This is a genomic window from Enterovibrio sp. QJM3NY_24 (assembly GCF_057786035.1).
This window is the reverse complement of the sequence record NZ_CM173519.1, coordinates 2,998,582-3,024,223: the sequence shown is the minus strand read 5'-3', so window position 1 is coordinate 3,024,223 and position 25,642 is coordinate 2,998,582. Positions and strand designations below refer to the sequence as shown.

Here is a 25,642-nt window from a genome sequence, read left to right as displayed (position 1 = left end):
GTACTGTCTTGCTGCTACGCCAAAATTGGGAGGCGCTATGGGTCAGAATAATACTGCAAAGAAAGTCGATGACTTGGTCGTTGAAGAAGCTGAAATCGAGCAAATAGAGCTTGATGCTGACGCTGAAGCTGAAAAGTCTGAAAAAGCTGAAAGCGTTGAAGAGTCGGTATCCTTCTCTGCATCCTCTAAAGCATTGGATGCTACTCAACTTTATCTAAGCGAAATTGGTTACTCTCCTCTGCTAACGGCAGACGAGGAAGTGCTGTACGCACGTCGTGCACTTCGTGGTGATGAAGCCGCTCGAAAACGTATGATCGAAAGTAACCTCCGTTTGGTGGTTAAGATCTCTCGTCGTTACTCTAACCGCGGTTTGGCTCTGCTGGATCTGGTTGAAGAAGGTAACTTGGGACTGATTCGTGCGGTTGAGAAGTTCGATCCAGAACGTGGTTTTCGTTTCTCTACTTACGCAACGTGGTGGATCCGTCAGACGATAGAACGCGCGATAATGAACCAGACTCGTACTATTCGCCTGCCTATTCATGTCGTGAAAGAGCTAAATGTCTACCTACGTACTGCACGTGAGTTGGCACAAAAACTTGATCATGAGCCCACAGCAGAAGACATTGCACTGCAACTTGATAAGCCTGTTGAAGACGTTAACCGTATGTTGCGCCTCAACGAGCGTATCAGCTCAGTCGATAACCCTATCGGCGGTGATTCAGAAAAAGCGCTTTTAGATATCATCCCTGATGAGAAAGAAGGCGGTCCTGAAACCACCACGCAAGACGATGACATGAAAAAGTCTATCGTTCATTGGCTGCAAGAATTGAACCCGAAACAACGCGAAGTGTTAGCACGCCGCTTTGGATTGCTGGGTCATGAAGCATCAACATTGGAAGATGTTGGTCGTGAGATCGGATTGACACGTGAACGTGTGCGTCAAATCCAAGTGGAAGGTTTACGTCGCCTGCGCGATATGTTGACTCACCAAGGTTTGAACATTGAATCCTTGTTCAATACTGAGCACTAAACACTTCCTCTTCTTATTTCTCGTTTCTAAGTGTTTAGTTGAAAGCCCCGTTTGGGGCTTTTTTGTGTCTGGTGGCGCCATACCTACCCGTCAGGTTATAGAAGGGCTTTCAGTCGATAAAGCGCGTCGAGTGCTTGTCGTGGTGTTAGGTTATCGGGCTCGATATCCGCCAACGCCTTTTCGGTCTCGCTCAGCTCAGGAAGAAGCGAAAGTTGAGCGGCAGATGTTGGCTTAACGGATTCACCTGTCACTACCTCATGCCCACTTGCTTCTAATTGACGAAGTTTGTTTTTCGCGCGCTGAATGACGGTTTTAGGTACGCCAGCAAGACCAGCAACCGCCAATCCATATGACTTGCTTGCCGCGCCTTCTTGAACGGCGTGCATGAAGGCAATCTCATCACCATGTTCAACCGCATCTAGGTGAACATTGACCAAGCCTTCAACTTGACCTGAGAGCTCAGTCAGTTCGAAGTAGTGGGTGGCGAATAACGTCATGGCTTTGAGCCGTTCAGCTAACCATTCTGCACTTGCCCACGCGAGCGATAAGCCATCATAGGTGCTGGTGCCGCGACCGATCTCATCCATCAATACCAAGCTGTTCTCGGTGGCGTTGTGAAGAATGTTTGCGGTTTCGGTCATTTCAACCATAAAGGTTGAACGGCCAGAGGCCAGATCATCTGACGCGCCAATACGCGTGAAAATACGGTCGACAGGACCAAGAGTCACGCCCTCTGCAGGCACGTAAGAGCCGATATGTGCCAAGAGAGTGATCAGTGCTGTTTGGCGCATATACGTTGATTTACCGCCCATGTTAGGGCCAGTAATGATCAACATGCGGCGATCGGAACGTAATGATGTTGGGTTTGCAATAAACGGCGCATCTAAAACCTGCTCAACCACAGGGTGGCGACCACCAACAATGTCGATACCACGCTTTTCGGTAAGTGTCGGGCGACAGTAATTTAGCGTTTCTGCGCGTTCTGCAAGGTTCGCCATCACGTCGAGTGTAGATAGTGCATCAGACACGCGCTGTAACGTTTCGAGATGCGGCAACAGCTTGTCGAACAACTCTTCCCACAACTTTTTCTCTAGTGCTAACGCTTTAGACTTGGAATTGAGGACTTTGTCTTCATGCGCTTTTAACTCAGGGATAATGTAGCGCTCCGCATTTTTCAGCGTTTGGCGGCGTACATAGTGCGGAGGCACTAAATGGCTTTGACCTCGGCTGACCTGAATAAAGAAACCATGAACCTGATTGAAGCCGACTTTGAGGGTATCAATGTTGTGCTGTTCACGTTCACGGCGCTCAAGTTCTTCTAAAAAGCGAGTTGCGCCGTCCGCCAGTTCGCGCCATTCATCAAGCTCTGCGTTGTATCCTGGGGCAATAACACCACCATCACGGATCACAACGGGTGGTGCTTCCACAACGGCTTCAACCAATAACTGAACCAGATCGGGCATTGGCTCGCTTGCTGCTTTGAGCGGTGCAATCGCACAGTCTTCTACTTCAGTGAGCAAGGTTTCAATTTCAGGCAATTGCTGCAATGCGCCGCGTAGTCTTGCCATATCTCGTGGACGAGCAGACCGAAGCGCCAAGCGCGCCAGGATACGCTCCATATCTCCAACAGGATGCAGTGTCGTTGCCAAATCAGAATAAATCCCGGTATCTTTTAAAACAGTGATGGCATCAAGGCGAGCATTGACGGTGACAAAGTCACGCATGGGTTGGTGCAGCCAGCGTTTGAGCAAGCGACTTCCCATCGGGGTGGTGGTTTTGTCTAGTATGGATGCGACGGTATTTTCGAAGCCGCCTGATAAATTTTGTGTCAGTTCGAGATTACGGCGCGTTGCAGCATCTAAAATAACGGAATGGTCTTTGTTCTCTTTGACCAAAGCACGAATATGCGGCAATGCGGTGCGCTGCGTGTCTTTCACGTATTGCATTAAGCAACCGGCAGCAGCGAGACCCAGTGAGCAGTCTTCAACGCCAAAGCCAATTAAATCTCGCGTGCCAAACTGTTGATTAAGCTGCTGCTTAGCGGTTTCGACATCAAATTCCCAAATTGGGCGTCGACGACTGCCTTTGCACATGGCGGTCAGCGCGGGGAACGAAAAATCTTCAGGGTAGAGTAATTCGGCGGGGCGGGTACGCTGAAGTTCAGCCTGCATTTCTTCTTCTGTCGAAGGCTCACTTAATAGAAAACGCCCTGACGTAATATCGAGCGTGGCATAACCAAAACGCTCACCGTGGGCAAAGATAGACGCAACTAAATTATCAACACGTTCGCTGAGTAAGGCTTCATCAGAAACGGTGCCTGGTGTGATAATTCGCACTACTTGGCGATCAACTGGCCCTTTGCTGGTGGCTGGGTCACCGATTTGCTCACAAATCGCTGCAGATTCTCCGAGCTGAACCAGACGTGCGAGGTAGCCTTCGACAGAATGATAAGGAACACCAGCCATAGGAATAGGTTCGCCAGCAGAGGCACCACGCTTGGTCAGTGATATATCGAGCAATTGCGAAGCTCGCTTGGCATCGTCAAAGAACAATTCGTAGAAATCACCCATACGATAGAAAAGAAGTTCTTCAGGATGCTGCGCCTTAATTCTAAGGTATTGCTGCATCATTGGCGTGTGAGTAGCGAGTGCTTGTACTGTCACGTTCTGGCCTGCAAAATTACAAAGGTAAGAGAAGGGAACAAGGATACGTGAATCGCGGTGAAAGGGTAAAGTATCGATATCGCGATGACTGGAAGATGATGAAAAATATGACCGTCAGAGGGAAGCATGGAACAGTTAGTGAAATTGGCGACACAAATTGGTGAGCGGCTTAAAGATAACCAACAGACGGTGACCACTGCAGAGTCATGCACAGGCGGTGGTATTGCTTACATGCTGACAGAGATTGCGGGTAGTTCTGCGTGGTTTGAGCGCGCGTTTGTCACTTATAGCAATGACGCGAAACATGACATGGTAGGCGTGCCACAAGAGACGCTGGTCGCCCATGGTGCAGTGAGTGAAGAAGTTGCCGCTCAAATGGCAGAAGGGGCGCTAAAGGCCGCAAGTGCTGATTTCGCACTCGCGGTTACGGGGATAGCCGGGCCAACAGGTGGCAGTGACGAGAAGCCTGTTGGCATGGTGTGTTTTGGTTGGGCAACCAAGAAAGGGGTGGTAACGGAGACTTGTTTGTTTGACGGAACACGCTATGACATTCGTAGAAACACTATCGCCCACAGTTTGTGCCGTTTGCTCAGTTACCTAGAAGCAGAAAAATAAGAGACGCGACACGAAAGCAAAGAAAAAGTTTACACAGGGCTAGACACTGTATAAATGGACAGTATACTTAGCCTCATTAGCGAACAGTTATCTGAACGAATATTGCTTCCGTTGGAGAATCAAATGGACGACAACAAACAGAAGGCATTAGCCGCGGCCCTAGGCCAGATCGAGAAACAATTTGGTAAAGGATCGATCATGCGCCTAGGCGACGATCGCACCATGGATATTGATACCGTATCAACCGGTTCATTGTCACTGGATATCGCGCTGGGAGCGGGTGGCTTGCCGTTCGGTCGTATTGTTGAAATCTACGGTCCTGAATCTTCAGGTAAAACAACGTTGACGCTGCAAGTCGTGGCGGAAGCGCAGAAAATCGGCAAGACTTGTGCGTTTATCGATGCAGAACACGCACTTGACCCAGTTTATGCGGGCAAGTTAGGTGTAGATATCGATAACCTTTTGGTTTCACAACCAGACACAGGTGAGCAGGCGCTGGAAATTGCTGATGCATTGACTCGCTCAGGCGCTGTTGACGTTATCATCATTGACTCCGTTGCTGCATTGACACCTAAAGCTGAAATCGAAGGCGAAATGGGTGACTCTCACATGGGTCTGCAAGCGCGTATGCTTTCTCAAGCCATGCGTAAGCTGACTGCTAACATCAAAAACAGCAACACCTTGATGATTTTCATCAACCAGATTCGTATGAAGATTGGTGTGATGTTTGGCAACCCAGAAACCACGACAGGTGGTAACGCACTGAAATTTTATGCATCTGTTCGTCTTGATATCCGCCGTATTGGCTCTATCAAAGAAGGCGACGAGATTGTTGGTAATGACACCCGCGTAAAAGTCGTGAAGAACAAGATTGCAGCACCGTTTAAACAAGCTGAATTCCAAATTATGTACGGCGAAGGTATCAACCTTTATGGCGAACTGATCGACTTGGGCGTTAAGCACAAGCTGGTTGAGAAAGCAGGTGCATGGTATAGCTACAACGGCGACAAGATTGGTCAAGGTAAGTCGAATTCTTGTAAATACCTAAAAGAGAACTCACACCTTGCTGAAGAGCTAGATAAAAAGCTGCGTGCAATGTTGCTGAGCAACGGTAAAGAAGAAAGCGCAAAAGAAGATGCTAAGCAACCAGAAGGCGAAGCATTCTGAGTCTAAGCGCCAGAGAATTAGCGGTGGGCATGCTTGCCCGCCGTGATCATTCTGAACTGGAGCTTCGCCAAAAATTGGCGAAGAAACAGTGCCCACCAGAAGACATAGATATTGCCATCGAGCATTGCCATTACCATGGTTGGCTAGATGACAAGCGTTTTGCCGAAGCGACGCTACGCCATGGTGTGGCAAAAGGACATGGCTGGCAACGCATTTGCTTTGATGCCAAACGTAAAGGTATCACCACGCCTATGCTAGAAGCAGCGCAAGAAAATCAACAACATGACTGGTATGAGTTAGCGAAAGAACTCGCGATTCGTCGCTTTGCTGACCTAGACGGTTTTTTCCCCGATGTTGATTTTAAACAGCGTGCAAAGTGGACTCGCTATCTGCAAAGTCGCGGTTTTAGCTTCGATCAAATCAACTACGCATTCTCAAAAGAAAGTTAGAACCCCCTCATTCTTCACTCGCACTGCGAGCTATCTTGTTTCTGCCTCTTTTCGCCACAGGTTAGGTTGTTTACAATAAGCAGCAATTGACTCTGGTAATTTCGCTGTTAACGGCGATTTAGTTACTACCACAACTCCAATTTCAGGATTAGCCAATGTACATGAGCACCGACGAGGTTCGCACAGCGTTTCTCCAATTCTTTGAAAGCAAAGGGCACACCATCGTGCCTAGCTCATCGCTTGTACCTGCAAACGACCCAACGCTGTTGTTTACAAACGCAGGTATGAACCAGTTTAAAGATTGCTTCCTTGGCGCAGAAAAGCGCGCCTATACGCGTGCCACGTCATCACAACGCTGTGTACGTGCAGGTGGTAAGCATAATGACCTGGAAAATGTCGGCTTCACTGCCCGTCACCACACGTTTTTTGAAATGCTGGGTAACTTCAGCTTTGGTGACTATTTCAAAGAAGACGCGATTGGTTACGCGTGGGAGTTTTTGACTGATGTTCTGAAACTACCTAAAGATCGCTTGATGGTAACGATATACGAAACAGATGACGAAGCATTCGCACTCTGGAACGAGAATATCGGTATCCCAGCGGATCGCATCGTACGTATTGGTGACAAGGAAGGCGGTAAAGCGTTTGAGTCAGATAACTTCTGGCAAATGGGCGATACCGGTCCTTGCGGCCCATGTACTGAAATTTTCTACGATCACGGCGATCATATCTGGGGCGGTCCTCCGGGCTCACCGGAAGAAGATGGTGACCGTTTTATCGAGATTTGGAACAACGTATTTATGCAGTTTAACCGTCATGCTGATGGCACGATGGAACCACTGCCAAAACCATCTGTAGATACAGGTATGGGTATTGAGCGTATCGCTGCGATCATGCAGGGCGTTCACTCAAACTATGAAATCGACATCTTCCAAACGTTGATCAAATCAGCGGCAGACGTGATTGGTTATGAAGATTTGTCTAACCAGTCTCTACGCGTTGTGGCCGACCACATTCGTTCATGTGCGTTTTTGATTGTTGATGGTGTGATGCCATCAAACGAAGGTCGCGGCTATGTGTTGCGTCGAATCATCCGTCGCGCTGTTCGTCACGGTAACAAGCTAGGCGCGAAAGACGCATTCTTCTTCAAACTAGTGGGTCCTTTGGCTGAGATCATGGGCACCGCAGGCGAAGAGTTGAAGAAGCAACAAGCTTTGGTTGAGAAAGTCCTGAAGATTGAAGAAGAAAACTTCGGTCGCACACTGGATCGCGGTATGGCGATTTTGGACGATGCACTAGAAGGCTTGAAAGGCGATGTTCTTGATGGCGAAACGGTATTCAAGCTTTACGATACCTATGGCTTCCCTGCTGACTTGACCAACGATGTTGCGCGTGAGCGCGGTCTAACCATCGATGAAGAAGGCTTTGAAGCTGCGATGGAAGCGCAACGTCAACGTGCACGTGAAGCTGGCCAGTTTGGCACCGACTATAACGCGGTTATTAAAATTGAAAGCGACTCTGCGTTCACCGGTTATGGTGAAACAGAAGGTCGTGGCTTGATCACTGACATCTTTGTTGATGGCTTGGCAACGGACACGCTGGCAAATGCCGATGAAGCTGTGATCGTTCTTGACCAAACACCATTCTATGCAGAATCGGGCGGTCAAAGTGGTGATGCAGGTTTTCTGATGACAGATGCTGGCAAGTTTGAAGTGATCGATACGCAGAAGTTCGGCGCAGCAATTGGCCATCGCGGTAAGCTTGTTGATGGCGTGCTGACGGTTGGTGATAGCGTTGAAGCAAAAGTAAATGCAGAACGCCGTCAGGCGATTGCACTTAATCACTCAGCAACGCACCTCCTTCACGAAGCACTACGTATCTTACTTGGTGACCATGTGCAGCAGAAAGGCTCTCTGGTTCGCGCTGAAGGTCTGCGTTTTGACTTCTCTCACCTAGAAGCAGTAAAGCCAGAAGAACTACGAACGGTAGAAGCGCTGGTTAACGAGCAAATCCGTCGTAACCATGACGTTAGCACTGAGTTGATGGATATTGAGTCTGCGAAAGCAAAAGGCGCAATGGCACTGTTCGGCGAGAAATATGATGAGCAGGTTCGTGTCCTGAGCATGGGCGATTTTTCTATCGAACTTTGCGGTGGCACACACGCCAATCGTACCGGTGATATCGGTATGCTGAAAATCACCTCTGAAGGTGGCATTGCAGCAGGCGTGCGCCGTATTGAAGCGGTAACCGGTAAAGGAGCAGAAGACGCGTTTTATCGTCAGCAGCAGGAGTTCACTCAGAAAGTGAGCGACTCTCAAACCCGTGCGAAAGCACTGGAAAAAGAGATCCAACAACTGAAAGAAAAACTGGCCGCGCAAGAAAGCGCAAGCTTGATCAACAATGTAAAAGATATCAATGGTATCAAAGTGTTGATCTGTAAGTTGGATGGCGCAGATAACAAAGCACTACGCACCATGGTTGATGATCTGAAAAACCAAATGGGCAGTGGTGTTGTGTTCCTTGGCAACGTCGCTGATGACAAAGTCGGTCTGATTGCCGGTGTTACCAAAGACTTGGTAGGCAAAGTCAAAGCGGGTGAGTTGGTCAACATGGTTGCTCAGCAAGTCGGTGGCAAAGGCGGTGGTCGCCCTGATATGGCACAAGCCGGTGGTACGGATGTTGCGGCGTTGCCTGATGCGCTAGACACGGTTACGCCGTGGCTGACAGAGCGTTTATAAAGTATTTAAGCGCTGTAAAATCTGTGTAAAAAAAGGCTTCCTTTGGAAGCCTTTTTTGTCCCTACTCATTGTGGCGTTTATTCTTTGCACTTTTATTTTAACTCTGTATAGTGCATCGCCTTAAAGTAAGTGAGGCTTTTAAATAAAGTCTTATACATCGGAATTTTTGATCCGAGAGGACGAACTTTCTTTGCTGCGCAGTATCTTACAATGTGATCTTCTGGGCACAGGAGTCACAATGTCCGGATTCTATCGCTAAATTCTCATTGGCAAACTGGAGTTGGTCAGAGAAATAAGCCATATTGAAAAACCGTAAAGGCGCTGGTGATGTGTTCCATGTGCCTGTAAAGGATGCTCGCAAGGAAGGAAGATGTTGATTGTCCATCTCGGAGCTTGAGCTGCCGCGTGAGTTTACTTCGTGCAGTAAGAAGACCAAAGACTCAACTAAGAAGAAAGTTGTAATTACTCAAGGAGTAGAAGAATGCTGATTTTGACTCGTCGCGTAGGTGAAACGCTGATGATTGGTGATGAAGTAACGGTAACTGTACTGGGTGTTAAAGGTAACCAAGTACGTATCGGTGTGAACGCGCCTAAAGAGGTGTCTGTTCACCGTGAAGAGATCTACATGCGTATTCAGGCTGAAAAAGGCAATCCAACGCCGACCACTGGTAATTTCTAAGCTTAACGCAGTCGTATTTTACAAAAGGCCGGTTATTTCATCGGCCTTTTTGCTAAAGGCAGGTTGTTCATTTAAAACGCAAATGGATGCTTTTGTGTTCGCTGAATAGTGCGAGTGGCGGAGAAGTGTGCAAACGCACCGTGTTTGAAGCTTTTTCCAGATAAAGTGTTTGACATATTTTCGTCTCAAAGTAATATGTGCCTCCGCAAGACGGTGAGGTGGCCGAGAGGCTGAAGGCGCTCCCCTGCTAAGGGAGTATACGGTTTATCCCGTATCGAGGGTTCGAATCCCTCCTTCACCGCCATTATTTTGTTGGTGGTTAGAAATGACAATCAACACGTTTTCTCTAGTAAAGAAAACAGTTTCTCAAATAGAGAAATATTGCGCGTGTAGCTCAGCTGGATAGAGTACCTGGCTACGAACCAGGCGGTCGGAGGTTCGAATCCTCCCACGCGCACCATTTTAATGTAACGAGTTGTTTGACTTGTTATTGCACCAAATTTGTGTGGTGAGGTGGCCGAGAGGCTGAAGGCGCTCCCCTGCTAAGGGAGTATACGGTTTATCCCGTATCGAGGGTTCGAATCCCTCCTTCACCGCCATTCTTTGCCACCACTGAATTTACCTAAGGTAATGTTCATTGGTGGCACTGTTCCTTTTGTAGCTGAGAGGAACGCTTTATGAAAGAAGAAAGCACTGTGCGCGTGTAGCTCAGCTGGATAGAGTACCTGGCTACGAACCAGGCGGTCGGAGGTTCGAATCCTCCCACGCGCACCATTATTTAAAACGATAAGCCACAAGCTTGTTGTGTAACACCAAGATGCGCGTGTAGCTCAGCTGGATAGAGTACCTGGCTACGAACCAGGCGGTCGGAGGTTCGAATCCTCCCACGCGCACCATTATTAAAACGACAAGCCTCATGCTTGTTGTGTAACACCGAAATGCGCGTGTAGCTCAGCTGGATAGAGTACCTGGCTACGAACCAGGCGGTCGGAGGTTCGAATCCTCCCACGCGCACCATTTCAAAACGATAAGCCTATGCTTGTTGTGTAATACCAAGATGCGCGTGTAGCTCAGCTGGATAGAGTACCTGGCTACGAACCAGGCGGTCGGAGGTTCGAATCCTCCCACGCGCACCATCTTCTTTCTGCATTTAAATTCATTTTTTCTGCCTATTTTTGTATTATCTCAAAAAGCAAACTTCCCTCAACTAATACCGTTTTTTTTCACTTTCAGTGACTTCTCTCTAAACACCGTTTATCTGTTCCAAAACCCTGCGTTAATTTCCTGATATTACTCTCTTTTATCCCGTTTTTTTTAGTAACATAGTAAAGGTATATAGCACCAATGCTGGTTAACAGTTTGGTAACATTTGTGCGTTTTTATTGCGTCAGAGGCCGAAAATGGCAGAAATGATCAGTATTACAGGATTGTCATTATTGTGATTTGTTAGTATTTTGACCTACTACTTAACTGAATAAGTAAATTCTCAATAAAATGTTACTCACATCTGAGAGAATGGTTGTTGCTGATTGGTTTAGGCCAATCGGTTCAAAGGAAGGAACAAACCTATGGATTTGGGAAGCACTCTCGAGCAAGCCGCTACGCTCATGTTTACAGGCATGGCTGTGGTTTTTATCTTTCTCACCATTTTGATCGTTCTGGTCAATTTGATGTCACGTATTGTCCCCGAAGAGCTGCCGCCTCAGGCCGCTTCGACCACGACACCTAATCAAAATAATAACGGTCAAATTTCTGGGGACACTATCGCTGCCATTTCTGCAGCGGTGCATAAATATCGTAGTCGCCAGCGTTAGCTGATGCGAAACATACAATTACAAGGAGTTATGTCGTATGTCTAAGCCACTCGCTATTACAGATGTCGTTTTACGCGATGCCCATCAGTCTCTCTTTGCGACGCGTATGCGTCTTGATGACATGTTACCGATTGCTGCGGCGCTCGATGATGTCGGTTACTGGTCTTTGGAGACGTGGGGCGGTGCAACATTTGATTCCTGTATCCGGTTTCTTGGTGAAGATCCGTGGGTGCGTCTGCGTGAGCTGAAAAAAGCCATGCCAAAAACACCGATGCAGATGTTGCTTCGTGGTCAAAACCTACTGGGTTATCGACATTATGCCGATGACGTGGTGGAGAAATTTGTTGAACGTTCACATGCAAACGGTATGGACGTTTTCCGTATTTTCGATGCAATGAACGATGTACGTAACTTTGAAAGAGCCGTTAAGTCAGCCGTCGATGTTGGCGCACACGCGCAGGGTACTCTGTCTTATACGACTAGCCCTCATCACACGCTAGATACATGGACAGACCTAGCAAAACGTCTTGAGGACCTCGGCTGTCACTCTCTGTGTATTAAAGACATGGCGGGTTTGCTCAGACCTTACGAAGCGGAAGAGCTTATCAAGCGCATAAAAGCCTCTTGTGATATCCCACTGGCGCTTCACTGCCATGCAACCACTGGACTCTCTACAGCAACCGCTGTGAAGGCTGTGGAAGCGGGTCTGGATATTCTGGACACCGCTATCTCTTCGATGAGCTCAACCTACGGGCATACTCCGACCGAAACCGTGGTTGCCATGCTGCAAGGCACAGAGCGCGACACCGGTTTGCAACTTGATACGATTGAACCTATCGCGGCCTATTTCCGAGAAGTGCGTAAAAAATACGCCAAGTTTGAAGGTCAGCTTAAAGGTGTTGATTCACGCATTTTGATTGCTCAAGTCCCTGGTGGCATGCTGACGAACATGGAAGGTCAGTTGAAAGAGCAAGGTGCAGCTGATCGTATGGACGAAGTGTTGGAAGAGATTCCTCGCATCCGCAAAGATCTGGGTTATATCCCATTGGTTACGCCAACGTCACAAATTGTGGGCACCCAAGCGGTTATCAATGTACTGACAGGTGAACGCTATAAAAGCATCACCAAAGAAACTGCGGGTGTACTGAAAGGCGAATACGGCGCAGCACCATCTGAAGTCAATGCTGAGCTACAAGCTCGTGTGCTTGATGGCGCTCAGCCTATCACTTGCCGCCCAGCTGATTTGCTGGAGTCAGAACTTCATCTGTTGACGGACGAGTTGATTGCCAAATCGAAAGAAGAGGGTATTTTGCTAGCCGAATCACAAGTGGATGACGTGCTGACTTATGCATTGTTCCCGCAAGTTGGTCTGAAGTTCCTGAAAAATCGTGGCAACCCTGAAGCATTCGAACCCGCTCCGGGTACTGAAGCAGATGTTGTAGCAACGGCACCGGCGGCTGCACCATCTGTTGGTGGTACTGAAGCTTACAGCGTCCAAGTAAACGGTCAGGTCTATGATGTGGTTGTTGGCCCTCAGGGCGAGCTAACGTCTGTCGCGCCGGCTTCAGGTCAACAGGTCGCATCTGCGCCAGCGCCAACATCAGGCACGGCAGAATCCGTTGCTGCGCCATTGGCGGGTAATATATTCAAAGTTGTCGCCAAGCAAGGGCATCAGGTTCAAGAGGGGGATGTATTGATCATTCTTGAAGCGATGAAAATGGAAACTGAAATCCGTGCAATACGCGCAGGGATTGTCCAAGACGTCATGGTGAAAGAGGGTGATTCTGTCACTGTCGGCTCGCCGTTGATGAGCCTAGCGTAAGAGGATAGACGAAAACATGGAAGGTTTGTTGATCCTCTGGCAAGGCACGGGTCTTGCCAATTTCCAGATTGGCCAGTTGGTGATGATTTTTGTTGGGTGCCTGCTATTATTTTTGGCTATCCGCAAAGGTTTTGAACCCTTACTGCTATTACCCATTGGTTTTGGTGCCATTCTTGCCAATATTCCCGAAGTGGGTTTGGCGAATAATGCATTAGAAAACGCTATCTACGCTGCCAACCCTGATGTTTTGGGTGAGTTTGCACGTATTCTAGGCACTTCAGATGTGAACCCTGAAGCGATTCGAGTGGCGGTTGACGGTGCCAGCGTGCATCAAATTACTGAGCTTGATGAAGCGGCACATGCAGCGAAGTTTACCGATGGGACACTTTACACGTTTTATAACGTATCGATTGCCTCCGGTATTGCGCCACTCCTGATCTTTATGGGTGTCGGTGCGATGACAGACTTTGGCGCGTTGATTGCCAACCCTCGCACACTGTGGCTCGGTGCGGCGGCGCAGTTCGGTATCTTCGCTACCTTGTTTGGTGCCATTATGCTGAACTTGGTGCCGGGTATGGAGTTCTCGTTGGCAGATGCTGCATCGATTGCGATTATCGGTGGCGCTGATGGCCCGACAGCTATCTTCCTCGCCAGTAAGCTTTCTCCTGATCTGCTGGGAGCGATTGCGGTTGCTGCCTACAGTTACATGGCGTTGGTGCCGATTATTCAGCCACCCATCATGAAGCTGTTTACCTCTGAAGATGAACGTAAAATCGAGATGAAGCAGTTACGCCACGTCTCTAAAACCGAAAAGATCATATTCCCCCTCGCCGTATTGGTGATGGCGATTATCTTCTTGCCATCGGCAACGCCGTTGGTCGGTATGTTCTGCTTAGGTAATCTGATGCGTGAGTGTGGTGTTGTTGATCGTCTGTCAAACACTGCACAAAACGAGCTTATCAATATCGTGACCATCTTCTTGGGTCTCTCCGTTGGTTCGAAGCTTCAAGCGGAGCAATTCCTTCACGTTGAAACCTTAGGGATTCTGGTACTGGGTGCGGTCGCATTTAGTATTGGTACTGCGGCTGGCGTGTTGATGGCGAAATTGCTGAACAAATATAGCAAAGACAACATCAATCCATTGATTGGTGCTGCGGGTGTGTCTGCAGTGCCTATGGCGGCGCGAGTGGTGAATAAGGTTGGCTTGGATGCTAACCCGCATAACTTCTTGCTGATGCATGCAATGGGACCTAACGTTGCCGGCGTATTAGGCTCCGCTGTTGCTGCGGGCGTGTTACTGGCCCTAGTGGGGTAAGTGCTCAGCGACGCTTATGCGCTAAGTTAGCGTGATAAGCTAAGTCAACGTGATGAAATAAAGGCGGAAGGCATTGTGTCTTCCGCCTTTTTTAATGACACTGAAAAGTATTAATGGCGCAAAAAAGGATGATGGCATGTCTCACAATCTTCAATTGGCAATCACTGCGTTTGGTGAACCCGACACCCTAAAACTACAACAAACGGAGATACCTGAACCGACAACGGATCAGGTATTGGTCAACGTCGCCTATGCGGGCGTTAATCCGGTTGATGCGAAAACGCGTGCAGGACTTGGCTGGGGCGCTGAAAAAATCAAAGACTCTCTCCCGTGGGTTCCTGGTTTTGATGCGGCGGGTACGGTGGTTAACGCCGTGGGTCAATATCAGGCTGGTGATCGTGTTGCAGGGCGAATAGTAGAAGGTGGTGGTTACGGCCAATATCTTTGCGCCAATCTCGATGCGCTTTCTCGTATGCCTGAAAGCGTATCCTTTCAACACGCCGCGTCGCTGCCCGTTGCCGGCCTAACGGCACTTCAAGCCTTGGAGCTTGCAGATTTAAAAGCAGGTGAATCAGTGTTGATATTGGCAGGTGCTGGCGGCGTGGGACATATTGCGATCCAGCTTGCTAAAACGATGGGCGCAACCGTGTATGCGTCTTGCTCTGACGCTAACCTTGAGTTTGTTTCCCAACTCGGTGCAAAGGCGTTGGATTATCGTGCATCAGCGCTCGATGCGCAGGTTAGTGACATTGACGTGTTGATTGATTTGATGGGCGGTGATGCTGGAGAGGCTGCGTTAGCATGTGTGAAACAAGGCGGGCGAGTGGTCACGGTACCGACTATTACCGCTGAGCGAATCATCAATGCTGCCAAAACCAAAGGTATTGAAGCCCAAGGTATGCTTGTTCAACCTAATCCTGCGCAAATGGATGCTCTTCTGGCAAAAGTCGCAGCAGGAGAGTTACACGTGGAAATCGCCAAAACCTATCCGCTAGAGCACGGCGTGCAAGCGCACATTGATATCCAATCAGGTCGAACGCGCGGCAAGATTTTATTGGAGATGCCGCAATGAGCCGTTATGACCAATATGACGCCCTGATTTTTGATTTAGATGGCACCTTGCTTGACTCCATGCCGGGTCATTATGCGGCATGGCAAAAAACGGCGGCGGACTTTGGCTTTGAGGTATCAGAAAGCTGGTACCACACACGCGGCGGAAGTCCGACTATTTTGACTGCGACCACCTTGGTGGAGCAGCTTCATCTGGATATAGAACCCAGTGTGCTGGCTGCGCATAAAATGCAGTGTTTCGCAGAGGTCATGGAAGCGCATCTGGAAATTTTGCCTTTTACGGAAGTTGCTCGTCGTTATGCGGGAAAGAAACCGATGGCGGTAGGGACCGGAACTTTGACCGACATTGCCACACGTATGCTAAAAAAGGCCGAACTACTTCATTTGTTTGATGTGGTGGTTGGTGCTGATCAGGTGTCAGCGCATAAACCGTCACCGGATACCTTTCTGCGCTGTGCAGAACTTCTCAGCGTGACCCCAAGCAAATGTCTCGTGTTTGAAGATGCCGTGTTTGGTTTCGATGCGGCGGCTGCAGCAGGCATGGATGTAATCGATGTACGAGTGACCGATGTTGGATTGGATTAGCGGAGACTCCGCGTTGTGGGTGTTATTTTCGACCGGTTTTCTCAGCGCGACCTTGCTTCCCGGCGGTTCAGAAGCGAACCTGATCCTTCTTCTGAAAGAAAACACTTATAGCCTTGGTGTCTTGGTTGTCGTCGCCACGCTGGGCAACACTTTGGGCGGCATGACCAATTATTGGATAGGGCGCTTCCTTCCAGCGCGAACCCTTGAGCAAAAACAAGGTCAAAGAGCCATTGCTTGGCTGCAACGCTATGGGTATTGGACCTTGTTGTTAAGCTGGCTTCCTATTATCGGTGACCCTCTTTGTCTCGCTGCGGGTTGGTTGAGACTGAAACAACGGTGGTGCTGGATATTGATTGCGGCAGGAAAAGCCCTCAGATATCTGATACTCGCGCTTGTGACTCGAGGGTTGCTGTTTGTCTAATTTTTTTTTTGAAAGGATAGTGTGTGCGTTATTTTATCCTTACGGCAGCGGCGCTTGCGCTGTCAGGTTGTGGTGTTTATTCGGCTTCACCAGAAACGATGCTTCCTTCGGGGATTACATTCATTGAACAACACGAAGTCAAACCGGGCACTCCTGCAATCCCTTATCAGAAATATCAACTCGATAACGGATTGACTGTATTGCTCCATCCAGATAACTCCGATCCTTTAGTGCATGTTGATGTGACTTATCATGTCGGTTCTGCACGAGAAGAACCGGGTAAATCAGGTTTTGCGCATTTCTTTGAGCACATGATGTTTCAAGGCTCCAAGAATGTTGGCGATCAGCAGCATTTTAAACTAGTCACTGAATCGGGTGGCAGTGTGAATGGCACGACCAACCGAGATCGCACCAATTACTACGAAACGGTTCCAGCGAATGAGCTAGAAAAAATGCTGTGGCTAGAGTCCGATCGAATGGGCTTTTTGCTTGAAGCCGTGTCGCAACGTAAATTCGAGATTCAACGCGATACGGTGAAAAATGAACGGGCGCAAAACTATGATAATCGCCCTTATGGACTGGTGCAGGAAACCTTGTCTGCTGCATTGTACCCACCGACTCATCCTTATAGTTGGCCAACGATTGGCTACGTAGAGGATCTTAATCGCGTTGATGTTAACGATCTTAAAGCCTTCTTCCTACGTTGGTATGGACCTAACAATGCAACGCTTACCATTGGTGGTGATATCGATGTCGAACAAACCCTCGCTTGGGTCGACAAATACTTTGGTGACATTCCGCGTGGGCCTGATGCGGTTAAAGCAGAAACATGGCCTGTCACGCTCGACAGCGATCGTTTTGTGACGATTGAAGATAAGATCCAGCAACCTATGCTGGTGATGAGCTGGCCAACGGAATACCCCGACGCAGAATCAACGGTTGCACTGGATATGCTGGCATCCGTGCTTGGACAAGGGCGCAACAGTTTACTTTATCAAGAGCTGGTTAAACCTGGCAAAGTCCTCAGTGCTAGCGCCTATCAAGATTGCGCAGAGCTTGCCTGTACATTTCAGCTTTATGTGCTTGGCAACCAAGGCCAAGATTTGACCGAGGTACGTGATGATGTTTTCAAGGTGCTGGATTCACTAAAAGTGCGCGGCATCAAGCAAGATGATCTTGCTCAGGTGAAAGGCAGTGCTGAAGCGGGTGCCGTGTTTGGTCTGCAAAGTGTTCACGGTAAAGTCTCGCAGTTGGCGTCCAACGAAACCTTCTATGGAAAGCCGGACAGATTATCGCAATGGCTCACGGATCTGGGTGACGTAACCACCAAAGACGTTGAACGTGCGTTTAGTCAGTTTGTTTGGCAACAACCGTCAGTCACGGTTTCTGTGGTACCAACAGGCAAATTATCACTGGAAGCGGCGCATCAAAATTTCAACGCCGTACGAGCGAAGGAAAAAGATCAGGATACCAATCCGGCGTTGGTTGAAGCCCGCCAAACCCCAGAGACCTTCGATCGTAGCGTGATACCTGGACCTTCCGGATCGGTCACCTTGAATGTGCCTACGCTTTATCATTCGATGCTGGGCAATGGCATTCAAATTACGGGCGCTGAATCGAATGAAACGCCAACGGTGGCGATGCATCTCATTCTTCCAGCAGGCACCTTAATGGAGCCTGAAGGGAAAAATGGTCTCGCATCACTAACCGCGGATTTAATTGCCGAAGGCACTCAGAATCAAACGAGCGAAGCGATTGCCGCGCAGTTGGATCGCCTAGGGTCGAGTGTGAGTATCAGTGCATCGGGGCGTGGCACCACGGTAAGTGTGTCCTCTTTGACTAAAAATCTAAAAGAAACCCTGATGATTGCAGGCGACATGCTGTTTAATCCTCGTTTTGATCAGGCTGATTTTGATCGACTTAAAAAGCAGGCACTTGAAAGTATTCAGTTTAGCCACCAAACGCCACAATGGCAGGCGAGTCAGGCTCGCCGTGAAGTCTTGTATCAAGACCCTTGGCATGCGTTGCCATCAGAAGGCACATTGGGCACATTGAACAGCCTTACACTGGATGATGTGAAAGCCTTTTATGCTGACAATTATACGCCGGATACCACTCGACTGATTGCCGTTGGTGACATCGACAAACAGACGCTTCTTTCTAAAATTAATGGATTGAGCCGTTGGAAAGGGGGAGAGGCAAACAGCCCTGCAAAAGCAGAACTGAAACAGTATGCTAAGCCGCAAATTTGGCTGGTAGATAAGCCCGGAGCGCCGCAAAGTGTGGTGCAGATGGTACGTCACGCTATGTCTTACGATGCAACGGGAGAAATGTTTAAAACGCAATTGGCGAACTTTAATCTTGCCGGTAATTTTAACTCACGTTTGAACCTCAATCTTCGTGAAGACAAAGGCTACACTTACGGTGCTAGCGGTTATGTGCTGGGTGATCAGGACAAAGGGCGTATTGTTTTTCAAGCGCAAGTGCGTGCAGACACCACCTTGGATACCGTCAAGGAAATGCAAAATGAACTGTCAGTCATGGCAGATCAAGGCATAACCGATGAAGAGTTAGCGTTTTTGCGTCTTGCTGTCGGGCAAAAAGATGCGCTGAGTTATGAAACGCCGGGCGATAAAGCTGGTCTTATTGCCAACATCATGCGCCATGAATTGCCTTCAGATTACAAAGCAACGCAGAAAGCAATCATCGATGATGTAGATAAACAGACATTAAACACACTGGCCAGTGAGTGGTTCAACCCAGATGATTATCAGGTCATTGTTGTTGGCGATGCTAGCAAGCTTGAGCCTTCACTTGCCACATTGGGATTACCTGTAAAACGTTTAGTGATTGAGAATTGAGCGATATTTATAGGTAGTTAGACTAACCGTAAAAACAGTGAGATGGCTTTTGGCGTTGAGAGTGATTATCCTTAACCATCTTACTGCTTACAAAATATAAACGAGTACAGCCTTGAATAGTTTTTCTCAAAGGTTGGCAGCGTTTTCTGAACATCCAGAAGCGCTTAAAGGCATTGGCCGAGGCGTGGAACGCGAAGCGTTGCGTATCACACCAGAAGGGACTTTGTCATCTGCCGCCCACCCAACAGCGTTAGGCTCAGCGTTAACGCATCAGTGGATCACGACCGACTTTGCAGAGCAATTGCTGGAGTTCATTACCCCAGTGACGTACTCGGTCTCTGACATGCTGACGCAGTTGCAGGACATTCATAGGTTTACCTACCGTGAGTTAGGCGGTGAATCTTTGTGGCCGCTTTCAATGCCATGCTATGTTGCCAATGAAGATGACATCACACTGGCGCAGTACGGCACATCGAATGTTGGGGCAATGAAAACGTTGTACCGTCAGGGCCTTAAGCACCGTTACGGCAGTGTGATGCAGGTTATCTCTGGCGTGCACTTCAATTTTTCATTCCCGGACAGTTTCTGGCAGCAGAAGTTTGGTGAACAAACGCCTTATGCGCGTCAAGAGTCGGTGTCTGATGCGTATTTCGGTTTGATCCGAAACTACTACCGCTTTGGCTGGATGATCCCGTATTTGTTTGGCGCGTCCCCAGCGTTGTGTGGGTCGTTTATCAAGCAAACCAACACCAATCTAGATTTCAAAGTGTTGGGTAAAGGCACATATTATTTGCCTTATGCGACATCATTGCGTTTGAGTGATTTAGGCTATACCAACAGTGCGCAAAGTGGATTGAAGATTGGTTTTAACAGCCTTGAGCAGTACCTTGAAGGGGTACGCACCGCCATTCAAACGCCATCTGCTGATTTTGCCAAAATTGGTGTGAAAGATGCCACTGGCTATCGCCAACTGAATGCCAATGTGCTGCAAATTGAAAACGAGCTTTATGCTCCAATTCGACCTAAGCGTGTTGCCAAAAGTGGTGAAAAACCATCAGAGGCTTTAGATCGTGGTGGTGTGGAATATATCGAAGTGCGATCGTTGGATGTGAACCCATTCAGTCCAACGGGTATTGATGAGAATCAGGCTTACTTCTTGGATCTTTTCCTTACTTGGAGCGTCATGACTGACTCTGAACCGATGACGGATTGTGAGCTGCAATGCTGGCACCAGAACTGGAACAAAGTGGTGATGGAAGGACGTAAACCGGGCCTGACTTTGCAAATTGGTTGTGATGGCGAACAGTTAACTCAGGTTGAGTGGGGACATCGTGTCTTTGCTGATCTGGCTAAACTGGCGGTAGTCATGGACAAGGCATATGGCGGGGACAAATACCAAGCGGTATGTCGTGAGCTTGTGACCTGGTTTGACAACCCAGATAAAACGCTGTCAGCGCGATTGCTTCGTGATGTTGTCGAGCAAGAAAGCATCGGTACAGTCGGGCTTGCGATTGCTAAACAAAACGCTGAGTTGTATGCGCAAGGCGAGTATCACCTTGTCTCTGAAGCACAATTTCGTGAAGAAGCGCAGGCGAGTCTGAAAAAACAGCAAGATGTGGAGCAAGGCGACGCTATTAGCTTCGATCAGTATCTGGCTGAATATTTTGGTGATAGTGTGTCGCTTTAATGGACTCAGTTTTCACTAGAAAACAGGCAGGTCTTCCTGCCTGTTTTTGTATCTGGGATGCCTAAACACATTCTCGCTGAACAAGTATCTTGAGGTTACTTGGGCATCTGGATAACTTTTCGTGTCGATGGTTCGAGAGACAAGGACAACTATGCGCTTTTCACCCAAGTGGCTTTTACTTCTCACCTCATTAGTTTTGGTAGGGTGCGCTAATCCTCCGCCAAAAAGCCCCGAGAACATTTGCAGTATTTTCCGTCAATATGATGGTTGGTATGAAGATGCGGTGGACATGGAAGACGAATGGGGAACGCCGATACACGTCGCTATGGCTTTCATGAAACAAGAAAGCTCCTACATTCATGATGCGCTGCCACCGAGAGACTATGTGCTCTGGGTGATCCCATGGGGCCGCGTCAGCAGCGCTTATGGTTATGCTCAAGCACAAGATCCTGCTTGGTCTGATTATCAAAAAGCCACCAGCAATGGCGGCTCTCGAACCGACTACGGCGACGCCATGCAGTTTATTGGATGGTACACCAGCGAAACGCAACGTCAGTTGGGGATATCCAAATGGGATGCGTACAATCAGTACTTGGCGTATCACGACGGCCGTGGCGGTTTTAAGCGTGGTACTTATAAATCAAAACCTAAGGTGATGCAGGTAGCTCGTAAAGTAGAGCGTCAGGCGAAGACCTATGGTGGACAGCTGCAGAGTTGCCGCTCAGAGCTTGAATCTAACCGAAGCTGGTGGCCGTTCTAGTCAAAGCGGACATCCATTGATAATGTCATTGAGAAAGCGCCAATTTTGGCGCTTTCTTTGTTTTTATGGCTTGGTTTCTTGGCTAGTCAAAGCCCATCTGACGCCTGCCTAACTCAGTTAAATCATCTTCCGATGCTCTTCCTTGATAAGTGCGTTCATGATGCTCAGGGGCAAAGTCTGGGCAGCTTTCGCCACGGAGAAACGCCGCGCGCTGTTTGTCCAAAAAGTGACGATTTTTCTCGCAATCAGGCGCAGCACCAATGAATAGGACGTTGCTATAGCCATCACCATTGTGTTTATCTTCGACGGCATGAATAGTATCTGGGTGCCACCAAACGGTATCACCGGGGCGCACGACTGGAATAGACACTAAGCCCTCAAATAACAGCGGATGCCACTGTTGAAAAACAGTGAGTGCGCGGCCAGGCGCAGCGCCGCATAGATCATCGTCGGGAACATCATCTTGGATGGCTCTTAGGAGCATATAAGGAATGGCGAGTGTTGATGGCACCATTCGCAATGTGCCATCACCTTTACCTTGCTGCGTTAACGCCACCCAGCCTTGAAAGGTGCGAAACACACTGCATACAGCGGGCGACGGGAACTCTTCCACTTCAATGCGATTAGCGCCATAAAACGCATTGTATTGATGCCAGTCACCGAGAAAAATATCACGGTAGACCTCGCGATAATGGGATTCTATCCAACGTTCGACTGAGCCGGAGTCCACATGCGGCGATAAGCCCAGCGTGGCATCGCCCGGTTCGCGCCGACGGACACGATCGGCGTAGCTGGCTTCCAAGTCAGGGTTGAAAAAGGTTTTGCCCTTGTCCTGCCATGTCCATAAATGATTGAGATGACGACGAGCGACGGCCATGTTGGGGTGTTGTCGGGCCCATATTTGTGCAGCAGACCAGTAGATCCCAAAGATCTGCGGCTTGTCGGATTTCAACTGACTGAAATAATTGTCTTCAACAGTCGGAACATGTTCATAGTAGCCGTTTTCAATAATGTAGCGGGAGAGGGCGTCATTGTGTGCAGTGACTTCATCCGTCGGCAAAGTGTTGCGAATAATGCAGCAACCTGCTTGATGCACGCGCTTACGTTGCTCGTCGTTAAAGCCATTTTCAGCGATATCAGAAAACGCAAACTGTGGAATGGCTGAACCATTACTTTCTTCATGCTTAATGCGTTCGATTTCCGTTTCCATTGCTTTAGATATGTCATCAAATCGGCGTTTGTAATCGGGACACTGCGCTTTCAGTTCTCGCTTAAATTCACGAATTTGTTGAGGTAGATTTTGCGTGGAAAGTGCCATGCGCCCTCCTTTCCTGTCTTACTTCCATGAACGCCTAACTAGCTCTCACTTCACTGCGTGATCTAGCGCTTGTTTTTGGCTTCGTATTTAACGTTTTAGCAACTCGGTTTACACAAATATACTACCTTTATTGGAACGTTCCAGTTTATTTTTCAATCAATGGCTTTGGTGTCTCGCATATATTTGTAATTGAAAGATAACTTTTTTCATTGGCTGGAAAGCGATAACCCGAGGACTGTTCATCTGTGCCTGAGAGCAAATCATCACGACATTCCAGTGGACGAAAGGCCACTGTGATTGACGTTGCGAAAGCAGCGGGCGTCTCTAAATCCACAGTTTCTTTAGTGCTTCGCGGCAATACAGGAGTGAAGGCTGAAACCGTTGAAAAAGTGAATCAAGCGATAGGTGAACTGGGCTACGTCTACAACCGCTATGCAGCGGGGCTGAGAAACAAAGAATCGAATCTAGTCGCCATCGTGGCAAACGACTTAGCCAATCCATATCTGGCGCAGGTGATTATTGCGCTTGAAGGACAGCTAGAGCGACAAGGCTTTATGCCTATTGTTGTCAATATCAATGAAAGTGTGACGCGACAAACTGCGATGGTCGCTTCACTCAAAGAACACAATGTCGCTGGTTTTTTTATTACGCCAGCGCCCAATACTGAAGCGGCTTGGCTACAAGCATTGGCCGATGCGACATCCCCCGTAGTGTGCTTGATGCGTGATGTTGAAGGGGCAAATGTACCGACTGTGATGCCAGATAACCGCCTAGGTATGTATTTATCAACCCGATACTTGATTGGTCTTGGGCATCAGCGAATCGCATTCATTGGTGGGGTTGAGTCGATATCTGATTATCAAGAACGCAAACAAGGCTTTATGCAAGCGATGGAAGAGGCCGGGTTGTCTGTTGAAATTGGTGATATTGAGCCAAGCTCGACCAAGCGCCAAGGCGGGAAAATTGCGCTGAACCGAGTGTTAGACCGCGCCCCAGAGATCACCGCGTTTGTCTGTTTTACGGATGTGGTGGCTTACGGTGCGTATACCGCGTTGCGCGAGCGAGGTTTAACCCCTGGCAAAGATATTGCCGTGGTGGGATTCGATGATTTAGAAGACAGTCGGCTAATGTCACCGGCGCTGACCACAGTGAGAGTCAGTGCAGAAGACATTGGTCTGATGGCATGTGAAAGATTACAGCAATGGCGAGAGAACCAAAAAGTGCCAGAAAGCACCCTCGTTGGTGTGGAACTAGTGATTCGTTCGTCATGTTGTTCGGTGGGGAAATAGGCGAGTGAACTGGCCTAATTTTCCTCAACAACAAAAGGAAGGCTGCAGTAAACGCAGGTCAATGACACAGATGGGACTACTATCATGAGAAAACGCAACATGATTCAAACCCTGCCCCTCGCAGGTACTTTGCTGTTAAGCGCAGCGGTCGCGCAGGCAGAAGATGTGGAAGTATTGCACTGGTGGACATCGGGCGGTGAAGCCGCAGCGCTGAACGTATTAAAAGACGATCTGGGTACCCAAGGCATTGGCTGGCAAGATATGCCGGTTGCAGGCGGTGGTGGTGGTAATGCCATGACTGTGTTGCGTGCTCGAGTAACGTCTGGTAATCCACCAACAGCAGTACAAATGCTGGGTTTTGATATTCAAGATTGGGCCGCAGAAGATGTGGTGGCCAACCTTAACAGTGTTGCAGAAGCGGAAGGCTGGAACGACAAAGTACCTGGCGCGTTACAGCGCTTTTCTAAGTACGACGGCAAGTGGGTCTCAAACAGCCGCAAACGTGGGAGGAGTTGATTGGTGCGCTTGATAAACTGAAAGCAGCAGGGTATATCCCGCTGGCTCACGGTGGTCAAGCTTGGCAAGACGCTACCCTGTTTGATGGTGTGGTGCTAACAACGGGCGGCATTGATTTCTATCGCAAGGCGATGATTGATCTTGATCCGGAGGCGCTAGGTTCAGACACCATGTTGAAGGTGTTTGATCGTATGTCTCAGCTTCGCGGTTACGTAGATAAGAACTTCCCGGGTCGTGATTGGAACTTGGCATCTGCGATGGTGATTGAAAACAAAGCAGGCATGCAAATCATGGGTGACTGGGCGAAAGGCGAGTTTCTCAAAGCGGGCATGAAGCCCAATGAAGATTTCTTGTGTTTCCGTATGCCGGGCACGCAAGGCATGGTGACCTTCAATGCTGACCAATTTGTGATGTTTGATGTGGGCGAATCAAAAGCTCAGCAAGAAATGGCAAAAGCCATTATGTCGCCGACCTTCCAGTCTGCATTTAACGTGGTGAAGGGCTCTGTACCTGCGCGTACTGATGTATCAAATGAAGCGTTTGATACTTGTGGTCAGAAAGGCATAGCCGATCTGGCTGAAGCCAACAAAAATGATACGTTGGTCGGCAGTATGGCCCACGGTCACGCTGCACCTGCAGCAGTGAAAAATGCCGTTTATGATGTGGTGACTAACCACTTCAACGGTGGCATGGACTCTAAACAAGCGACAAAAGCCTTGGTCTCTGCGGTGCAAGACGCTCAGTAGGGAATCGATAGCAGTAGCGAGGAAAGAGAAGGTGACATTCGTGTGTCGAATGCGCCTTCTATCTCCCTCAGATAGAAGGCTTCTCTTGTCTCGTGA

The 25,642-nt window shown here is 48.6% G+C and carries 18 protein-coding genes, 7 tRNA genes and 1 pseudogene; 24 read left to right on the top strand and 2 right to left on the bottom strand.

Annotated elements, in window-relative coordinates; genetic code table 11:
• Positions 1-37 precede the first annotated feature (37 nt).
• Entirely contained in the window at positions 38-1,030 is a 993-nt protein-coding gene (rpoS, locus tag AC3CIC_RS13420; protein WP_016960265.1) for an RNA polymerase sigma factor RpoS, read from the top strand.
• 95 nt (positions 1,031-1,125) lie between these two features.
• Here rpoS and mutS read toward each other — a convergent pair whose 3' ends face one another.
• Complete coding sequence (gene mutS / locus AC3CIC_RS13415) at positions 1,126-3,660, bottom strand: DNA mismatch repair protein MutS (protein WP_488515918.1); 2,535 nt, start codon at positions 3,658-3,660, stop codon at positions 1,126-1,128.
• 159 nt (positions 3,661-3,819) lie between these two features.
• On the opposite strand from mutS, the gene pncC reads away from it, so the two are divergent.
• The 21 genes from pncC to AC3CIC_RS13310 all read left to right on the top strand — a co-directional run bounded on the left by pncC (position 3,820) and on the right by AC3CIC_RS13310 (position 21,677).
• Complete coding sequence (pncC, locus tag AC3CIC_RS13410) at positions 3,820-4,308, top strand: nicotinamide-nucleotide amidase (RefSeq protein WP_488514846.1); 489 nt, start codon at positions 3,820-3,822, stop codon at positions 4,306-4,308.
• A 123-nt stretch (positions 4,309-4,431) separates the two neighbouring features.
• Positions 4,432-5,475 carry a recombinase RecA gene (recA, locus tag AC3CIC_RS13405; RefSeq protein WP_016960262.1) on the top strand — a complete coding sequence of 348 codons (1,044 nt, stop codon included), beginning with the start codon at positions 4,432-4,434 and terminating at the stop codon, positions 5,473-5,475.
• Entirely contained in the window at positions 5,469-5,924 is a 456-nt protein-coding gene (locus AC3CIC_RS13400) for a regulatory protein RecX (RefSeq protein ID WP_026023842.1), read from the top strand. The genes recA and AC3CIC_RS13400 overlap by 7 nt, the downstream gene beginning before the upstream one ends.
• Positions 5,925-6,079: 155 nt before the next feature.
• Entirely contained in the window at positions 6,080-8,662 is a 2,583-nt protein-coding gene (gene alaS / locus AC3CIC_RS13395; protein WP_488514845.1) for an alanine--tRNA ligase, read from the top strand.
• A gap of 481 nt (positions 8,663-9,143) precedes the next feature.
• Positions 9,144-9,341: a carbon storage regulator CsrA gene (gene csrA / locus AC3CIC_RS13390; protein ID WP_016960259.1), complete on the top strand. Its 198-nt coding sequence runs from the start codon at positions 9,144-9,146 to the stop codon at positions 9,339-9,341.
• 212 nt (positions 9,342-9,553) lie between these two features.
• Positions 9,554-9,645, top strand: a tRNA-Ser gene (locus AC3CIC_RS13385).
• A 79-nt stretch (positions 9,646-9,724) separates the two neighbouring features.
• Positions 9,725-9,801 (top strand) — tRNA-Arg (locus tag AC3CIC_RS13380).
• A 47-nt stretch (positions 9,802-9,848) separates the two neighbouring features.
• Positions 9,849-9,940 (top strand) — tRNA-Ser (locus tag AC3CIC_RS13375).
• 98 nt (positions 9,941-10,038) lie between these two features.
• Positions 10,039-10,115: transfer RNA gene (locus tag AC3CIC_RS13370), tRNA-Arg, on the top strand.
• Between the two features lie 45 nt (positions 10,116-10,160).
• Positions 10,161-10,237, top strand: a tRNA-Arg gene (locus tag AC3CIC_RS13365).
• 44 nt (positions 10,238-10,281) lie between these two features.
• A tRNA-Arg gene (locus AC3CIC_RS13360) sits at positions 10,282-10,358 on the top strand.
• A 42-nt stretch (positions 10,359-10,400) separates the two neighbouring features.
• A tRNA-Arg gene (locus AC3CIC_RS13355) sits at positions 10,401-10,477 on the top strand.
• 432 nt (positions 10,478-10,909) lie between these two features.
• Positions 10,910-11,155 carry an oxaloacetate decarboxylase subunit gamma gene (locus AC3CIC_RS13350; RefSeq protein ID WP_016958186.1) on the top strand — a complete coding sequence of 82 codons (246 nt, stop codon included), beginning with the start codon at positions 10,910-10,912 and terminating at the stop codon, positions 11,153-11,155.
• 37 nt (positions 11,156-11,192) lie between these two features.
• Positions 11,193-12,977: a sodium-extruding oxaloacetate decarboxylase subunit alpha gene (oadA, locus tag AC3CIC_RS13345; protein ID WP_488514844.1), complete on the top strand. Its 1,785-nt coding sequence runs from the start codon at positions 11,193-11,195 to the stop codon at positions 12,975-12,977.
• A gap of 16 nt (positions 12,978-12,993) precedes the next feature.
• Positions 12,994-14,292, top strand: coding sequence for a sodium ion-translocating decarboxylase subunit beta (locus AC3CIC_RS13340; RefSeq protein WP_488514843.1), 1,299 nt, complete (start codon positions 12,994-12,996; stop codon positions 14,290-14,292).
• Positions 14,293-14,428: 136 nt separating this feature from the next.
• A complete protein-coding gene (locus tag AC3CIC_RS13335) occupies positions 14,429-15,364 on the top strand; it encodes an NADP-dependent oxidoreductase (protein WP_488514842.1) in 936 nt (311 codons plus the stop codon).
• Complete coding sequence (locus AC3CIC_RS13330) at positions 15,361-15,948, top strand: beta-phosphoglucomutase family hydrolase (RefSeq protein ID WP_488514841.1); 588 nt, start codon at positions 15,361-15,363, stop codon at positions 15,946-15,948. Before AC3CIC_RS13335 ends, AC3CIC_RS13330 begins: the two co-directional genes overlap by 4 nt.
• Positions 15,932-16,369, top strand: coding sequence for a YqaA family protein (locus AC3CIC_RS13325; protein ID WP_488514840.1), 438 nt, complete (start codon positions 15,932-15,934; stop codon positions 16,367-16,369). The genes AC3CIC_RS13330 and AC3CIC_RS13325 overlap by 17 nt, the downstream gene beginning before the upstream one ends.
• A 23-nt stretch (positions 16,370-16,392) precedes the next feature.
• Positions 16,393-19,230: a M16 family metallopeptidase gene (locus AC3CIC_RS13320; protein WP_488514839.1), complete on the top strand. Its 2,838-nt coding sequence runs from the start codon at positions 16,393-16,395 to the stop codon at positions 19,228-19,230.
• Positions 19,231-19,363: 133 nt separating this feature from the next.
• A complete protein-coding gene (gene gshA, locus AC3CIC_RS13315) occupies positions 19,364-20,917 on the top strand; it encodes a glutamate--cysteine ligase (protein WP_488515917.1) in 1,554 nt (517 codons plus the stop codon).
• 151 nt (positions 20,918-21,068) lie between these two features.
• Positions 21,069-21,677, top strand: coding sequence for a transglycosylase SLT domain-containing protein (locus AC3CIC_RS13310; protein ID WP_016958178.1), 609 nt, complete (start codon positions 21,069-21,071; stop codon positions 21,675-21,677).
• 82 nt (positions 21,678-21,759) lie between these two features.
• On the opposite strand, the gene AC3CIC_RS13305 is transcribed toward AC3CIC_RS13310, so the two are convergent.
• A complete protein-coding gene (locus AC3CIC_RS13305) occupies positions 21,760-22,995 on the bottom strand; it encodes a YbiU family protein (RefSeq protein ID WP_488514838.1) in 1,236 nt (411 codons plus the stop codon).
• Positions 22,996-23,288: 293 nt separating this feature from the next.
• On the opposite strand from AC3CIC_RS13305, the gene AC3CIC_RS13300 reads away from it, so the two are divergent.
• Both AC3CIC_RS13300 and AC3CIC_RS13295 read left to right on the top strand, forming a co-directional pair.
• A complete protein-coding gene (locus AC3CIC_RS13300; RefSeq protein ID WP_488515916.1) occupies positions 23,289-24,284 on the top strand; it encodes a LacI family DNA-binding transcriptional regulator in 996 nt (331 codons plus the stop codon).
• An 84-nt stretch (positions 24,285-24,368) separates the two neighbouring features.
• A pseudogene (locus AC3CIC_RS13295) lies at positions 24,369-25,546 on the top strand (ABC transporter substrate-binding protein).
• The last annotated feature ends 96 nt before the right edge of the window (positions 25,547-25,642 follow it).

Coding starts and splice junctions, on each gene's coding strand:
- AC3CIC_RS13335 (WP_488514842.1), top strand. CDS start 14,429: ATGTCTCACAATCTTCAATTGGCAATCACTGCGTTTGGTGAACCCGAC.
- AC3CIC_RS13305 (WP_488514838.1), bottom strand. CDS start 22,995: ATGGCACTTTCCACGCAAAATCTACCTCAACAAATTCGTGAATTTAAG.
- pncC (WP_488514846.1), top strand. CDS start 3,820: ATGGAACAGTTAGTGAAATTGGCGACACAAATTGGTGAGCGGCTTAAA.
- AC3CIC_RS13310 (WP_016958178.1), top strand. CDS start 21,069: ATGCGCTTTTCACCCAAGTGGCTTTTACTTCTCACCTCATTAGTTTTG.
- oadA (WP_488514844.1), top strand. CDS start 11,193: ATGTCTAAGCCACTCGCTATTACAGATGTCGTTTTACGCGATGCCCAT.
- csrA (WP_016960259.1), top strand. CDS start 9,144: ATGCTGATTTTGACTCGTCGCGTAGGTGAAACGCTGATGATTGGTGAT.
- rpoS (WP_016960265.1), top strand. CDS start 38: ATGGGTCAGAATAATACTGCAAAGAAAGTCGATGACTTGGTCGTTGAA.
- AC3CIC_RS13330 (WP_488514841.1), top strand. CDS start 15,361: ATGAGCCGTTATGACCAATATGACGCCCTGATTTTTGATTTAGATGGC.
- mutS (WP_488515918.1), bottom strand. CDS start 3,660: ATGATGCAGCAATACCTTAGAATTAAGGCGCAGCATCCTGAAGAACTT.
- AC3CIC_RS13350 (WP_016958186.1), top strand. CDS start 10,910: ATGGATTTGGGAAGCACTCTCGAGCAAGCCGCTACGCTCATGTTTACA.
- alaS (WP_488514845.1), top strand. CDS start 6,080: ATGTACATGAGCACCGACGAGGTTCGCACAGCGTTTCTCCAATTCTTT.
- recA (WP_016960262.1), top strand. CDS start 4,432: ATGGACGACAACAAACAGAAGGCATTAGCCGCGGCCCTAGGCCAGATC.
- AC3CIC_RS13340 (WP_488514843.1), top strand. CDS start 12,994: ATGGAAGGTTTGTTGATCCTCTGGCAAGGCACGGGTCTTGCCAATTTC.
- AC3CIC_RS13325 (WP_488514840.1), top strand. CDS start 15,932: ATGTTGGATTGGATTAGCGGAGACTCCGCGTTGTGGGTGTTATTTTCG.